Origin of the sequence: Streptomyces sp. SAJ15 (assembly GCF_007595705.1) — a bacterium.
Lineage (GTDB): Bacteria > Actinomycetota > Actinomycetes > Streptomycetales > Streptomycetaceae > Streptomyces.
Window position 1 is genome coordinate 533,157 of record NZ_NISY01000003.1, and the last position, 13,696, is coordinate 546,852.

Annotated in this window: 17 protein-coding genes; 8 read left to right on the forward strand and 9 right to left on the reverse strand. The window is 73.8% G+C overall.

The genetic code is table 11. The features are described from left to right. Positions 1–23: 23 nt before the first annotated feature. A complete protein-coding gene (locus CD790_RS12505) occupies positions 24–251 on the reverse strand; it encodes a DUF2277 domain-containing protein (RefSeq protein ID WP_144383240.1) in 228 nt (75 codons plus the stop codon). 123 nt (positions 252–374) lie between these two features. Between CD790_RS12505 and CD790_RS12510 the strand changes: the two genes are divergently transcribed. The 3 genes from CD790_RS12510 to CD790_RS12520 all read left to right on the forward strand — a co-directional run bounded on the left by CD790_RS12510 (position 375) and on the right by CD790_RS12520 (position 2,870). Continuing rightward, the gene (locus CD790_RS12510; RefSeq protein ID WP_144383241.1) at positions 375–1,424 is read left to right on the forward strand and encodes a sigma-70 family RNA polymerase sigma factor; all 1,050 of its coding nucleotides are present in this window, start codon (positions 375–377) and stop codon (positions 1,422–1,424) included. Between the two features lie 133 nt (positions 1,425–1,557). Then, positions 1,558–1,968: a hypothetical protein gene (locus CD790_RS12515; RefSeq protein ID WP_186318984.1), complete on the forward strand. Its 411-nt coding sequence runs from the start codon at positions 1,558–1,560 to the stop codon at positions 1,966–1,968. An 11-nt stretch (positions 1,969–1,979) separates the two neighbouring features. Further along, the gene (locus CD790_RS12520) at positions 1,980–2,870 is read left to right on the forward strand and encodes a hypothetical protein (protein WP_144383242.1); all 891 of its coding nucleotides are present in this window, start codon (positions 1,980–1,982) and stop codon (positions 2,868–2,870) included. A gap of 75 nt (positions 2,871–2,945) precedes the next feature. On the opposite strand, the gene CD790_RS34555 is transcribed toward CD790_RS12520, so the two are convergent. Together CD790_RS34555 and CD790_RS12525 are read right to left on the reverse strand one after the other, a co-directional pair. Beyond that, positions 2,946–3,107: a hypothetical protein gene (locus CD790_RS34555; protein WP_186318985.1), complete on the reverse strand. Its 162-nt coding sequence runs from the start codon at positions 3,105–3,107 to the stop codon at positions 2,946–2,948. A 64-nt stretch (positions 3,108–3,171) separates the two neighbouring features. Beyond that, entirely contained in the window at positions 3,172–3,567 is a 396-nt protein-coding gene (locus tag CD790_RS12525; protein ID WP_144383243.1) for a hypothetical protein, read from the reverse strand. A gap of 200 nt (positions 3,568–3,767) precedes the next feature. Here CD790_RS12525 and CD790_RS12530 point away from each other — a divergent pair, with 200 nt between their 5' ends. Then, complete coding sequence (locus CD790_RS12530) at positions 3,768–4,256, forward strand: potassium channel family protein (protein ID WP_260867513.1); 489 nt, start codon at positions 3,768–3,770, stop codon at positions 4,254–4,256. Between the two features lie 144 nt (positions 4,257–4,400). On the opposite strand, the gene CD790_RS12535 is transcribed toward CD790_RS12530, so the two are convergent. The 4 genes from CD790_RS12535 to CD790_RS12550 are packed head-to-tail and all read right to left on the reverse strand — an operon-like array spanning position 4,401 to position 8,171. Continuing rightward, complete coding sequence (locus tag CD790_RS12535; RefSeq protein ID WP_260867514.1) at positions 4,401–5,717, reverse strand: cytochrome P450; 1,317 nt, start codon at positions 5,715–5,717, stop codon at positions 4,401–4,403. After that, positions 5,714–6,802, reverse strand: a complete 1,089-nt coding sequence (locus tag CD790_RS12540; protein WP_144383244.1) for an amidohydrolase family protein — start codon at positions 6,800–6,802, stop codon at positions 5,714–5,716. The genes CD790_RS12535 and CD790_RS12540 overlap by 4 nt, the downstream gene beginning before the upstream one ends. Next, positions 6,799–7,824, reverse strand: coding sequence for an NAD(P)-dependent oxidoreductase (locus tag CD790_RS12545; RefSeq protein ID WP_144383245.1), 1,026 nt, complete (start codon positions 7,822–7,824; stop codon positions 6,799–6,801). Before CD790_RS12545 ends, CD790_RS12540 begins: the two co-directional genes overlap by 4 nt. Then, positions 7,821–8,171: an antibiotic biosynthesis monooxygenase gene (locus tag CD790_RS12550; RefSeq protein WP_144383246.1), complete on the reverse strand. Its 351-nt coding sequence runs from the start codon at positions 8,169–8,171 to the stop codon at positions 7,821–7,823. Before CD790_RS12550 ends, CD790_RS12545 begins: the two co-directional genes overlap by 4 nt. Positions 8,172–8,532: 361 nt before the next feature. Between CD790_RS12550 and CD790_RS12555 the strand changes: the two genes are divergently transcribed. After that, complete coding sequence (locus CD790_RS12555) at positions 8,533–8,961, forward strand: SHOCT domain-containing protein (protein WP_144383247.1); 429 nt, start codon at positions 8,533–8,535, stop codon at positions 8,959–8,961. 77 nt (positions 8,962–9,038) lie between these two features. Here the strand turns inward: CD790_RS12555 and CD790_RS12560 are convergent, their stop codons facing one another. After that, entirely contained in the window at positions 9,039–10,358 is a 1,320-nt protein-coding gene (locus CD790_RS12560; RefSeq protein ID WP_144383248.1) for a hypothetical protein, read from the reverse strand. Positions 10,359–10,465: 107 nt separating this feature from the next. Beyond that, complete coding sequence (locus tag CD790_RS12565; protein WP_144383391.1) at positions 10,466–11,863, reverse strand: DUF2252 domain-containing protein; 1,398 nt, start codon at positions 11,861–11,863, stop codon at positions 10,466–10,468. A 118-nt stretch (positions 11,864–11,981) separates the two neighbouring features. Between CD790_RS12565 and CD790_RS34560 the strand changes: the two genes are divergently transcribed. The 3 genes from CD790_RS34560 to CD790_RS12575 all read left to right on the forward strand — a co-directional run bounded on the left by CD790_RS34560 (position 11,982) and on the right by CD790_RS12575 (position 13,687). Continuing rightward, positions 11,982–12,143 carry a hypothetical protein gene (locus tag CD790_RS34560; protein WP_186318986.1) on the forward strand — a complete coding sequence of 54 codons (162 nt, stop codon included), beginning with the start codon at positions 11,982–11,984 and terminating at the stop codon, positions 12,141–12,143. Between the two features lie 128 nt (positions 12,144–12,271). After that, a complete protein-coding gene (locus tag CD790_RS12570; protein ID WP_144383249.1) occupies positions 12,272–13,003 on the forward strand; it encodes a flavodoxin family protein in 732 nt (243 codons plus the stop codon). A gap of 96 nt (positions 13,004–13,099) precedes the next feature. After that, positions 13,100–13,687 (forward strand): hypothetical protein, encoded by a 588-nt coding sequence (locus CD790_RS12575; protein WP_399217396.1) that lies wholly within the window; start codon positions 13,100–13,102, stop codon positions 13,685–13,687. Positions 13,688–13,696 lie beyond the last annotated feature (9 nt).

The window sequence follows — 13,696 nt, forward strand, 5'->3', positions numbered from 1 at the left end:
GTCGGTCTGCGGCAGGGCGCTCGTCAGCGGCTCGGGGGCCGTGCCGCGCCGCGCACCTCCAGCCCGTCCAGCAGCTCCCGCGTCGCCTCCGCCACGGCGGTGACCGCCTGGTCGAAGACCAGCCGGTTGTGCGCGGCCGGGGCGTGGAAGCCGGACACCTTGCGTACGTACTGCAACGCGGCGGCCGCGATGTCCTCGTCCGAGACCTCGGGCGTCATCGGCGGTCGCAGCGTCTTGATGCTTCGGCACATGGCTCCAGTGTCCGCCTTCCCGGGCGCGTCGCCGCCGCTGTCGCCGTCGCCGGTCAGGTCGGCACCCCGGTGGCGCTGTCAGTGGCCCGTCCTAGGCTCAGGGACGAGGCGGAGGGCTGGTTCATGACGGATGCCGTGGCGACACACCCCGAAAGCACCGAAAGCACCGAAAGCACCGAGAGTGCTGAGAGCGTCAGAGGTGTTGAGGGCGCCGAGGGCGTGGAGGCGCGCCTGGAGCGCCATCGCGTCGAGCTGACCGGGTACTGCTACCGGATGCTGGGCTCCCCCTTCGAGGCCGAGGACGCCGTCCAGGAGACCATGGTGCGCGCCTGGCGGAGCTTCGGCACCTTCGAGGGGCGCGCGGCGCTGCGGTCCTGGCTGTACCGCATCGCGACCAACGTCTGCCTGGACATGCTCGGCGGCAGCCGGCGGCGGGCCCGCCCGATGGATCTGTCCTCGCCGGTGAGCCACGGCGTCCCGCTGCCCGAGACGCTGCCCGAGGCCACCTGGATCTCGCCGGTGCCCGACGGTCGGGTGGTGCCCGAGGGCGGCGACCCCGCGGAGGTGGCGGTGGCCCGGGAGAGCGTCCGGCTGGCGTTCGTCGCCGCGCTCCAGCACCTCCCGCCGCGCCAGCGCGCGGTGCTCATCCTGCGCGAGGTGCTCGCCTGGCGCGCCAGCGAGGTCGCCGAGCTGCTGGGCACCACCGTCGCCTCGGTCAACAGCGCCCTCCAGCGGGCCCGCGCCACCCTCGCCGCCCGCGAGGTGGCCGACACCGTCACCGTGACGTCCCTGGACGCGGAGCTCGCCGCCCTGCTGGCGCGCTATGTGGACGCCTTCGAGGCGTACGACATGGACGCGCTGACCGCCCTGCTGCACGAGGACGCCACGCTCTCCATGCCGCCGTACGGGCTGTGGCTGCGCGGCCAGGCCGACATCCGCGGCTGGCTGCTGGGCCGGGGCATCGACTGTCGCGGCTCCCGGCTGCTGCCGGTGACGGCCAACGGCACGCCCGCCTTCGCGCAGTACCGCCGCGACCCCTCGGGCGGCGGTCACCGGCCCTGGGCGCTCCAGGTCATCGAGATCACCGACGGCCGGATCGGCGGGCTGAGCGCCTTCCTCGACGCCGACCGGCTCTTCCCGCTCTTCGGTCTCCCGCCCCACCTGGGCGAATGACCCGCGCCCTCACCCGAATGGGCTAACAAATGGCGCCGCCGTGCCGGCGCGGCCGGACGCTCTTGATGCACGGCGTGTGCCCGCGCGAGGGCCGCACAGGCGCACGGCACAGGCTCTCGGAAGGGAGATCCCCATGAGCCAGCAGACCCAGCACGCGCGGGCGGGAAGCGACACCGTCCACGGCGGGGTGATCTTCGCCGCGGTTCTGATGATCGTGGCAGGTGTCCTGGCGATCCTGCAGGGCATCGGCGCCATCGCCGAGGACGACGTGTACGCCCGCATCGGCGACTACGTCTTCGAGTTCGACCTCACCGGATGGGGCTGGCTCCATCTGATCCTCGGCGTCCTGGTGCTGCTCACCGGCTTCGCCCTGCTGAGCGGCCAGGGCTGGTCCTTCATCGCCGGCATCATCTTCGCCGGGCTGAGCATCATCGCGAACTTCATGTGGCTGCCGTACACGCCCGTGTGGTCGATCATCCTGATCGCCATCGCGATCTTCGTGATCTGGGCGCTGTGCGTGTACCGGCCGGTCAACCGCCGCTGACCGGAGTGCGGATGACCGACGACCACCCCGATCCGCTGCCGCTGCCGCCGGTCTCCGAGCCGTACTTCCTCCCGTTCTTCTACGGGGCGTGGCACAACCTCGGGCTGGACTTCGCCACCGATCCCGGCCCGGCCGTCGAACTGCTGGCCGAGCACCACTCCGCGCTGCGGGTGGCCGAGTTCGACGGCCGGGCCTGCGTCTCGCTCAACTACCAGCTCTACTTCGCGCAGTTCCCCGACGGGTTCGGGGTCACCCAGGAGGTGGAGCTCAACGTCATCGCCTATCCGACCGCCGCGGCCGGCCGGCTGCCCCGGGTCGGCTACGAGGAGTACGCCCGGGGCTTCGACCAGACCGGGCTGCGGGGCATCGCCCGGCTGAAGGTGCTGTGCGACAACCCGGTGGCCATCGACGCGGGCCGCACGCTCTACGCGGAGCCGAAGGAGGCGGCCTGGTTCGCGGCCACCATGCCCTCGCTCAACGGTCCGCCCGCGGACGTCTGGTCGGTGACCTGCGGCGCGGCCGAGCTGAGCGGGGACGGGCGGACGATCGCCGGCCGGGGCGGGGAGCTGTTCCGGCTCCACGCCGACCTGACCGGACTGGCCCGGGAGCCCGTCGCCGCCACCCCCGTCACCGGCTACGGCACCGAGTCCGACGGCCGGCTGCTGGCCGGCGCGCTCCTCGTGCACCACCCGTACCAGCGCTACGCGCTCGGGGGCGCCCCACGGCCCGAGGCGGGCGGGGGGCCCGACCGCGTGCGGCTGACCGTGGAGGATCCGTCCTCCGCCGTCGGTCGCCTGCTCACCGAGCTGATCGGGGACGCTCCCGTCGCGGGCGTCTGGACCTGCCAGTCGCCCCCGGTCGCCGCGAACCACCGCCCGTACTACCTCCCCGACCGGGGGTGATCGGGCCGGTGCCCGTGGCCGGGCCGGCGAACCGAGGGCGGGTCGTGACCGGCGACCGGGTGGCGGGCCGGGGCGCTAGGGCCGGTCCGGATCCGGGGCGTCGGCCTCCCCGGTGTCGTCGGCGGCACCGTCGTCGTCGAGGCGGTCGTTCTTCCGCTGTCGCGGCCGCTCGTTGAGCGCGCGCATGACTTCGGCCCGGACCAGGGCGTTCAGGACTGCGTAGGGATCGATGGGCATGGCGGTGTCCTCACGGTGCGCAGGGGTGGTCGTGGGCTGGTGAGGGCGCGTCGAACGCGCGGGCTCAGCAGCGCAGGACCACACGGCGCGCCGCGTGCGCGGCGACCGCCGGCGACTCGATGCCCGCCGTGGTGAGGCGGTCCGCGTGCGGCTCCGCCAAGGCGGCGGGCGCGGGCCGTGGCGGGGGAGCGCCGCCCGGGCACCGCCGCCCGCCGTGCAGCCGGACCGCGGCCCCATCCGCCGCCCCGTCCGCGTAGCCCTCGCCGCCCGGCTCGCTTGAGGCGGAGACGGTGCGCGGCTCCACGGGCTGCCCGGCCGCTGCCAGACCAGGTACGAGTGCCGTGCTGACCACCGTGACCAGCACCAACAGCGTCATGGCCGCACGCCCGCGCAGGGCGCGAGCCGCGTCGTGCGCGGCCCCCACGACGGCGCTGCGCACGGTGTTCGCTGCGGTGGGCACGGCATTCATGGCACCGACGGACCTCGCAGACCTCCCGGTTCCTGGACAGCTCATCTGTCTCACAGGGCCGACCGATTCGCTCCACCTACCCGGAAGAAACACCCTATTGGGGGTATTTCATGGCGCTCGATGGGTGTCCCTCGTGCGCCCCGCGGTGAAGGCGCGCTCCTCACGCCCGCCGGGTGGGTAGCGTGCCGGCCGTGGTGTCGTCGTTCTTCGGGCTGCTGATGAGCCGGCTGCTGGGCAGCGGCTGGTGGCGCAGGTTCCATGTGCGGGCCGCGCTGTGGGGCACGGCGGTCACCGTGCTGGTGCTCCTGGGAGGCTCGGCGCTGATCGTGCCGGTCGAGGAGAACGCGCCGGACGCCAGCATCACCTCGTTCCCGCGGGCGGTGTGGTGGGCGATCGAGACCGCCACCACCGTCGGCTACGGGGACCTGTATCCGGTGACCGCGCTGGGGCGGGTCATCGCCGCCGTGGTGATGCTGGCCGGGATCACCACCTTCAGCGTGGTGACGGCCGCCGTCGCCACCTGGTTCGTGGGCAGGGCGGCGCACGACATCCACCATCTGGGCGCGACACTGCACGACTTCACCCAGGAGCGAGAGCAGGCGCTGGCCCGGGAGATGCGCGCCGTGCACGACCGGTTCGACCACATCGAGCGGCTGCTGCGCGACCGGCAGCAGCGCTGAGGGGATCCGCCGGGCCCACCCGGAGGATCCCCTCGCGCCCCTCCTCGGCCGGCGCCGCACGGACCCTGACCGAGGGGCGTACGGGCTCTGGCGGAGCGGCGTACGGGACCGCGGCCCGGAGATGCCGGACCGCGGCCCCGGTGGTCACGCCGGGGCGAGCACCACCGGCAGCTCGGCCAGCCCCCGGAAGGCCGGGAACGGCACCTCCAGCCAGGGCACCTCGTCCGCCGGGACGGCCAGCGCCAGCTCGGGGAAGCGGGTGAACAGCGTGGTCAGGGCGGTCCGCAGCTCCATCCGGGCCAGCGGGGCGCCCAGGCAGTGGTGCACGCCGTGACCCAGTGCCAGATGCCCGGTCTGGATGTTCTCCTGACGCGTCACATCGAGCCGGTCGGGGTCGGCGAACCGCCGCGGGTCGCGGTTGGCCGAGGTCAGCGAGATCTGCACCAGGGCGCCCTTGGGGATGGGCACCCCGCCGAGCTCCAGATCCTCGGCGGCGTAGCGGAAGGTCGAGCTCTCCACCGAGCCGTCGTACCGCATCAGCTCCTCGACCGCGTGCTCCATCAGCTCCGGCCGCTCGCGCAGCGCGCGCAGTTGCTCCGGCTCCCGCAGCAGGTGGAAGACCGAGTTGCCGATCATGTACGCGGTGCTCTTGTGCCCCGCGAAGAGCAGCAGGAACGCGGTGGACACCAGCTCGTGGTCGGTGAGTCGGCCGCGGCCGTCCTCCGCGTCCTCGTCCCGCACCGCGGCCAGCGCGCTGAGCAGGTCCTCGCCCGGCCGGTCCCGCTTGTCCTCGATGAGCTCGGTGAGGTAGCCGAGGAGCTGCCGCTCCGCCTCCGCCCCGGCCCGCTTGGACTCCGGGCTGAAGCCGGTGTGGGCGATGGTGGTCGACCACGTCCGCACGTCCCGACGGTCGCCCTCGGGCACGCCGAGCAGTTCGCAGATCACCACCACCGGCAGCGGGAAGGCGAACGCGGTCAGCAGGTCGACCGGCTGGTGCGCGGGGCACGCGTCCAGCAGCCGGTCGGTGATCTGCTGGATCCCGGGGCGCAGCGCCTCCACCCGACGGAGCGTGAAGGCCGAGGTGACCAGCTTGCGCAGCCGGGTGTGCTTGGGCGGGTCGCAGTTGAGCATGTGGTCGTCGAGCGCGACCGACGTCTCCCCGAAGATGCGCTGGTAGACGTCCATCGCCCCGTACATGTCCTTGCTCAGCCGGGGGTCGGCCAGCGCGGTCCGGGCGTCCTCGTACCCGGTGACCAGGTAGGTGTCGACGCCGTGCGGCGGGCGCATCGGGCACACCGGGGCCGACTCCCGCAGCCGGGCGTAGACGGGGTGCGGGTCGCGCCGGAACTCCGGGGCCCCGCTGGCGGCCTGGGCCGCGGCGGCGGCCGTGGGGCCGTCGGCCGGGGCCCCGGCCCCGTCGACCGGTTCGTCGACGGGGCCGGGGCGGTCGAGTGTGGTCACGGTCTGCTCCTCAGGTCGAAGAGGGCCTCGGCGTTGCCGCCGAGGACGAGCTGCTGGGCCGCCGCGTCGATCGGAAGCTTCTCGATCGTGCGCAGCAGGTCCTCCAGCGGCGCGGTCAGCGGCGGGGAGTCGGTGCCGAACAGCATCCGCTCGGGGCCCAGGACCTCCGCGTTGAGCCGCAGATGGGCGGCGCTGAAGGTGCTGGTGTCCACGTACATGCGGCGCAGCGCGGCGACCGGGTCGGTGGCGGCGGCGGCCGGTGGGGGAGCCGCGGGCCGGCCGCCCCCGGGTGCCGGAGTGCGAGGTGTCGGAGAGCCCTCGCGGGCCGGGCGGTCGGGTGCCGCCCGGCCGGTCCCGCGCGGCGGGCCGCTCCCGCCCGCCGCGCGGCCCCCGGCCACCGGGGTGCCGCCCCGGCCGTGCGACTCCCGGGGCCGCGCCGCCGCGGCCAGCCGCTCCGGCAGCAGCGCCAGCGCGCCGCCGCCGGTGGCGCCGATCAGCCGCAGCTCGGGGTACTTCTCCAACCAGCCCGCGAAAGCGATCATCGCGAGGCCGGTGGTGATGTCGCCGAAGCGGCCGATGAGCTCGACGAAGCGCGGGTCCTCGACCTGTTCGGTGCCGGCCGGTTCGGCCGGCGGGTGCACCATCACGGGCACCCCCAGCTCGGCCGCCAGCGCGAAGAAGGAGTCCGCGCGGGGCGAGCCGAGCTGCTCGCCGTGGACGCTGGAGTTGGTGATCAGGCCGACGAAGGCCGGATCGGCCAGGGTCTCCCGGACCCCCTCCAGATGGTCGTCGTCGCCGAACGGGTTGGCGTACACATAGCCGCGCAACTGGTCCGGGTGGGCGGCGATCAGGCCGGACATCCAGGAGTGGAAGGCGCGCAGCCGGTCGCGTGGTTGGGTGTAGTTGTCGACGCCGGGGACCCGGGCCATCGCGCCGGCCCCGACGGGGCTGCCGATGATGGTGAGGTCGATCCCGGCCTGGGCCCGGGCGGCGAGCATGCCGTCGACGTCGGTGAGGCTGGGCGGCATGGGGAACCGCTCGGCCGCCTCGGGCGGCGACAGGTGGCCGTGGATGTCGATGATCATGCGACCTTCCCCAGGTCGGGGGCGATCGCGTGGACGACCGCCACACAGTCCTCGTCGCCGTGGCCCCGGTCGGTGGCGTCCCGGTGGGTGTGGGCGGCGGCGTCCACCAGCGGCAGCCGCAGCCCGGCCGCCGTGGACTGCTCGACCGCCAGCGCCAGGTCCTTGGCCATCAGCCGGAGCCGGAAGTCCGGCTCGTCCCAGTGCCGGGCCGCCAGTCGGCGGGCCTTGAAGGACATCACCGGGGAGGCGAAGCCGCTGCCGGAGATGGTGCGCAGCACCAGCTCACGGTCCAGCCCGACCGCCGCCCCCAGCTCCACGGCCTCGGCCAGCGCCTGCACCTCGATGCCCATGAGCAGGTTGAGGAGCAGTTTGACGCGCATGCCGGCGCCGAGCTCGCCGACGTGCACGACCTCCTTGCCGAGCAGTTCCAGCAGCGGCCGGCCGGCGGCGAAGTCGTCCCGTGGGCCGCCGACGAAGAGCCGTAGCTCGCCGTCCCGGGCGTGCTTGCGGTTGCCCAGCATCCCCACGTCCAGCACGGACGAAGTGCGGGCGGCGATGCGGGCGACCTCCTCGGGGGAGACGGTGCTGGCGCAGTAGAGGGTGCCCGGGTAGGGGCCCTCGGTCAGCACCCCGTCGGGGCCGTGCAGAACGGCGTCCAACGCGTCGCCGTCGGCGACGGCGCAGATCGCGGCGGTGGAGCCGGCGACGGCCTCGGCCGGGTGCGCCGCGGCGACGGCGCCCGCACCGGTGAGCGGCGCGGTGCGCCGCGTGGTGCGGTTCCACACCCGGACCGGCACACCTCGGTCGAGCAGTCGGGCGGCGAGCCCGCCGCCCATGGTGCCGACGCCGAGCACGGCCACGGGGCCGTCGGGGCGGAATTCGGGGGTGTCGCGGGTGTCGCGGCGGGCCTCGGGGCCGGCCTCCGGCGTGGTGCCGGAGGCCGGCCGCCTTCCCGCGGTGGGGTTCTCCGCGGTGGCGTTCTCCGTGGCGGCGTTCCTCGTGGTGGCGTGGGTGGGCCTCATGACAGCCCCCCACCGGTCTCCTCGACGATCCGGAACCGTAGCGATTCCGTCCGTTCCACCCAGGCGCGCAGCGGGGCCACCAGTGCCTGGTGCTCCTCGCTCTGCTGCCAGGTGAAGAAGTGCTCCGGGGTCTCCCACTCGCTGGTGATCACCCAGCGACGGGAGCCGTCGACGGGCTCGCCGAGCTGGTCCAGCAGGTGTCCGGGGGTGCCGACGACGGATTCGCGGATCTGCCGGTACGCCTCGCGGAACCCGCGTTCGCCGCCTTCGACGACGTCGACGAAGAACACCACGCGCAGCTTCTGGCCGATGCGTTCGCGTTCGGGGGTCGTGTGGATCGTGCTCATGTCTCCTCCAAAGGGGTGAAGTCGGGCAGAGCACGATGTCTACGGACTCATGGCGGTCAACCGGTCGCAACTCTGTCCGAAGCCCTGGGGCCGGAAAGCCCGTCAGGGCGGGGGTGTGCGCCGAGTGACTGGGCCGATCGAGTGAGCGCTTCTCACGCTGTGTGACCGGCGCCCGAGGGGGTTTCGGGGGTGGCCCCCGGGGGCTCGGGGATGGCCTCCCCGGGGGGCGGGGGTGGCGGCGGGGCCCTGGATTCACCCTCGCCGGGTGAGGGCGGCCTCCGTGTCCGGGCGGACGCTGATGGCGACGTGATCGGCGGACGACGGCGCCGCCGATGACCGCCGACGAGCAGGAGGAGAAGCGATGGACGGCTATCAGTTCCTGGCCGCGCAGACCTTGGCGTACGACTACCCCGTACTGGGCGCCTTCTGGACCGTGATGTGGATCTTCCTCTGGGTCTTCTGGCTGGTGCTCCTGTTCCGGGTGTTCGTCGACGTCTTCCGTGACCACGAGATGAGCGGCTGGGGGAAGGCCGGGTGGCTGCTCTTCGTGATCGTCGTGCCGTTCCTCGGCGTGTTGGTGTACGTGATCGCGCGGGGCCGGGACATGGGCCGGCGCGAGATCCAGCACGCGCGCGAGCAGCAGCGGGCGTTCGACGAGTACATCCGCCAGGCCGCGGGGACGGGAACGGTCGGCAGTGCGGACGAGCTGAGCAGGCTCTCGGAGCTCAAGGCGCGGGGCGACCTCACCGAGGAGGAGTTCCAGCGCGCCAAGGAGAAACTCCTGCGCTGACCCCTGCCGGGCGGCACCACGCGTCCCGCGCCTCAGGGCGCGGGACGCGTGCCGTGTTCGACGCCTGGGCGCTGTGCTCAGTGGCCGGCGCCCGGGTGCTCCCGTCTCGGGGGTCCGTTTCCGCCGGCCGCCGCCAGCACCCCGAGGATCAGCAGCACCAGGAGGACCAGCCCGAAGACCAGGGCCACGGCACCGGCGGTCGGGTAGTTCCAGATCACCAGGGCCAGCGCCCCGGCGCCGATGACGATGCCGGTGGTCCAGCGCCGGTGGGTGTCGAGCCAGCGCCCCGCCTGGCCGGTGCGCAGCCCCTCGCGGGCGGCACCCCGGCCGAGGGCGCCGACGGTCCGCCGGGCCCCGGAGCGCAGGGCGCGGGCGCCGCGCCCCGGCCCGTAGAGATAGCCGGCGACGGCGGCGATCACGGCGATGACCAGCACCGTGCCGGTGGACTGCCGCAGATACCGCACAAGGGTGTCGTAGATCTCGGCGGCGGCGGCCGGGGACTGGGTGCCGAGCGGCACGGAATCCAGATAGATCTGGCGCGCCACCGCCAAGCCGACGAAGAGCACGACCATCATCACCGCCACCCCGATGCCGGCGGCCATCAGCGCCACCCGGTGCGCGGGCGCCAGCCAGATGGCGGCCCCGGCGAGCACCACGATCGCGACGGGCAGCCAGGTGCCGACGATGTCCAGCAGCCGCATGCCCTCCTGGGCGTCGTTCAGCTTGTCGGTGTGCACCAGCACCACCGACTTGTCGACCTGCGGGATCGCCGCGGCCTGCTGGAAGCCGGCGTCGACCAGTCGCTTCTGCACGTTCTCCACGACCGTGCCGATGTCGAGCACGATGTCGTCGCCCTTGGCCTGCACCGCGCTGCCGCCCTGCCCGGTGAGGACCTTGACGACGGCCGCGTGCGCCTGTTCGTTGGCGTCCACCCAGACGGTCTTGAACTGGTCGCTGGTCACCACCCGGTGCACCACGTCGTGCACGAACCCGTTGATCGCGCCCTTCAGCGGGTCGGTCAGCAGACGCGCCCCCTGGACGGCGGCCGGCGGAGCGTTGTTGGCGGCGAGCGTGTTGGCCAGCTCGTCGGTGATCTTCTTGACGTCGATCTGGTCCATCACCCGGTTGGTCAGCCGATCGGTCACCGCGTTCTGGACGGCCGGCTCGGAGGCGAGCGGGGCCACCGTCGCCACATACCGGTCCGTGTCGGTGACCTGGGAGTTCACCCAGCGGGCGAGCACCCCGACCGGCGCGAGCACGAAGACCAGCAGCAGCAGGACGGACGCCCCGAGGGTGCGCAGCCGCCGGTGCCGCACGGCGGCGTGGGCGCGGAGCCGTTCGTACTCCTCCCGCTCGTGGGAGGTGAGCGGCCGGTCGTCTGCGGGCTGTGCGTTCATGGGGAGATCCCCTGCCTCCGGGTGCGGCTGTTCTCGACCCAGCGTCGGCCGCTGGTCACGGCGCCCACATCGCCCGCCGCGGGGGAGATGGCCGGGTGGGCCCCGCGTCACTCGGGGGCGGCGTGCGGGACGCGCCCCGCGCGGGCGGCGGCGGCCAGGGCGGCGTGGTCCCGCTCGTTCTGGTCCGCGTACGCCTCGGCGAAGTCCGGCAGCGCCCGGTCGAAGACGTCGCCGGAGCCCAGGTAGGCGGCGATGGCGATCCGGTCCCCGGAGCGCGCGTGCGCGCGGGCGAGCGTGGCGCCGCACAGCTGACCGAAGAACCCCATGCCGGCCGGGCGCATCGCCTCGGGCTGGGCGATGGCCTTCCAGTCGCGCAGCTGGCGCACGTAGAAGTCGCGTCGCCTGCCGTCGATGCCCTCGACCCGGTCCCAGCCGAGGAAGATGTCGCCGGCGGCCTGCATCAGCCGCTGCCCCGCGACGACCCGCTGTCCCTGGTTCTCATGAGCGCTCGGGCCGGCGTACGGCGCCAGCACCGAGGCGTCCGCCTCCTTGGCCTGGAGCAGCAGCGGATCCTCGTCGTCCCGCCCGAGCAGCAGCAGGATCCAGCAGCGGGTGCCGACGCTGCCGACCCCGACCACCTTGCGGGCCATGTCGACCAGCTGGAACTGGTCGAGCAGGTGCCGCCGGTGGGAGGGGAGGGTGAGCCGGTAGTCCGTCAGCAGCCGGTGCAGCCGCTCCTCCAGCGCCTCCCGCTCCAGATCGGGCAGCAGCTCGCTCAGCGGGGTGATCAGCGGCGGGTCGGCCAGGATCCGCCGGGCGCCGTCCACGACCCCGGTGAGCCGGTGGTACGCGTGGACGTTGTCGTTGCGGCGGGCCGCCTCCACCGTACGGGCGAGCTGTCGCCGCCCCCGCTTGTCCAGCCCCGTCCCCGGCTGGGTCAACAGCCCGTCGAGCCGTTCGGCTTCGGCCTGGGTGTACCAGACGGCCAGGTTCCCCATGGTGGCGAAGCGGCGCATCCAGGTGCGGTAGGCGTGCCCGCAGGCCCGCACGATCTCGGCGCGCTCCGCGTCCGTGAAGCCGTTGCCGCGACCGGCGATCACCAGGCTGGTGGCCAGCCGCTTGACGTCCCACTCCCACGGGCCGGGCAGGGTCTCGTCGAAGTCGTTGATGTCGAAGACCAGGCGCCGCTCGGCCGAGCCCAACAGCCGGAAGTTCAGCATGTGGGCGTCGCCGCACAGCTGCACCGTGATCTCGGTGTGCGGGGCCGCGCCCAGGTCCCCCGCCATGATCGCGGCCGCGCCCCGATAGAAGCGGAACGGCGATTCCAGCATCCGCGCGTACCGGATCGGCACCAGCTCCGGCACCCGGAGCGCCGACTGTCGCTCCACCACGGCCACCGGGTCCTCCCGCCGGGCGCTCGGGATGAACTCCCCCATGGCCGAGCGGGGCACCATCGCCCGCACGGACCTGCCCCACGCGGCCCGCTCGCTGGGCGTGGCGCGCATCGGCGGCGTGACGCGGCCGCGGTCGGCGGCCCTGCGGTCACCCTCCACGACGCCTCCTCTCCGACCCCTCGGCCTCGATGCTGCGGAGCCGTTCGTGATGGGACATCACCCAGGCCGGGTGAGGCTCAGGGGCGACGGCTCGATGCGGGGGCGCCGGCTTGGTGCGGGGGCGCCGGCCGCCCCGCTGGACCTGTCCGTCGACCCGTCGGCGTCGCCGGAGGCGGCGCCGCTCCAGCCGCGGCCCGGCCGGGCGGGGAGCGTGGCGCTGCGGGCGGTGTGAGCGCCCGGCGCACCGGCGCACCGGCGCGCCACGGCGGCCCGGACTCCGCGGTCCGGTAGACCGGTGACCGGCGGGGGAGCGGCGGGCGCCCGTGCGCGGGCGCACCAGGAACGGGTAAGGAGCCCGAGATGACCCCACCGGCCGACACCCCCGGCCCCTACCGCTTCGACGACCTGCACGCGCTCTTCGTCAACTGCACCCTCAAGCGCTCCCCCGAGGTCAGCAACACCCAGGGCCTGATCGACCGGAGCCGCGCGCTGATGGAGGCGCACGGCGTCGTCACGGAGCTGGTCCGCGCGGTCGACCTGGACATCGCCACCGGCGTCTGGCCCGACATGACCGAGCACGGGTGGGAGAGCGACCACTGGCCGGTGCTGTACTCCCAGGTCATGGCCGCCGACATCCTGGTGCTCTGCGGACCGATCTGGCTGGGCGACAACAGCTCGGTGATGAAGCAGGTCATCGAGCGGCTCTACTCCTGCTCCAGCCTCCTGAACGACCGCGGTCAGTACGCCTACTACGGCCGCGTCGGCGGCTGTCTGATCACCGGCAACGAGGACGGCGTCAAGCACTGCGCCATGAACGTCCTCTACAGCCTCCAGCACCTCGGCTACACCGTCCCGCCCCAGGCGGACGCCGGCTGGATCGGCGAGGCCGGCCCCGGCCCCTCCTACCTGGACGCCGGCTCCGGCGGACCGCAGAACGACTTCACCAACCGCAACACCTCGTTCATGACGTGGAACCTGATGCACCTCGCCGCGCTGCTCAAGCGGTCCGGGGGCATCCCGGCCCACGGCAACCAGCGCTCCGCCTGGGACGCCGGCTGCCGCGCCGACTTCCCCAACCCCGAGCACCGCTGATCGACGGCGGGGCCGTACCGGGACCCGGGTCCGTACCGGGACCCGGGCGGCGGCCGCGGCCGTGCGGGACCTGGAGGGAGCGGCGACCCTGGAGGGATGACAGGTCGGAGGCCCGCGCGGGGACCGGACGACGACCGCCCGCCCGACGGTCGTGGGGCGGTCGGGGACGCCGGTGAGGACATGGAGGGCATCGTCGCCGACGCCGCCACGGGCACGATCCGTACCGACTACGGCGGCGCGGTCTACGGCTCGCTGCTGGCCGCCTCGGTGGTCGCCGGCACCGCGGCCAGCGGCCACTACTCGCGGGTGGAGCTCATCGTGCTGCTGCTCGCCACCGGGGTGGTCTTCTGGGCGGCGCACGTCTACGCCCGGCTGGCCGGGGAGCGCATCCTGCACCAGGCGCTGAGCTGGCGCGAGGTCCGCCGGGTGGGCGCCGCGGAGAGGCCGACGGTGGAGGCGTCGGTGCCGCCCGCCGTCGCGGTGGCGGTCAGCCCGCTGCTGGGTCTCGGGCTGGTGGGCGCGGCCTATCTGTCGCTCGCCGTCGCCGTGACGCAGCAGATCGGGTGGGGGGTCGTGGCGCTGCGCCGGGCGGGGGCCTCCGCCCGCATGATGGCGGTGGCGGCGGCGGTGAACCTGGTGCTGGGGCTGACGATCGTGGTGCTCAAGGCGGTGCTCCAGCACTGAGCCGGAGCG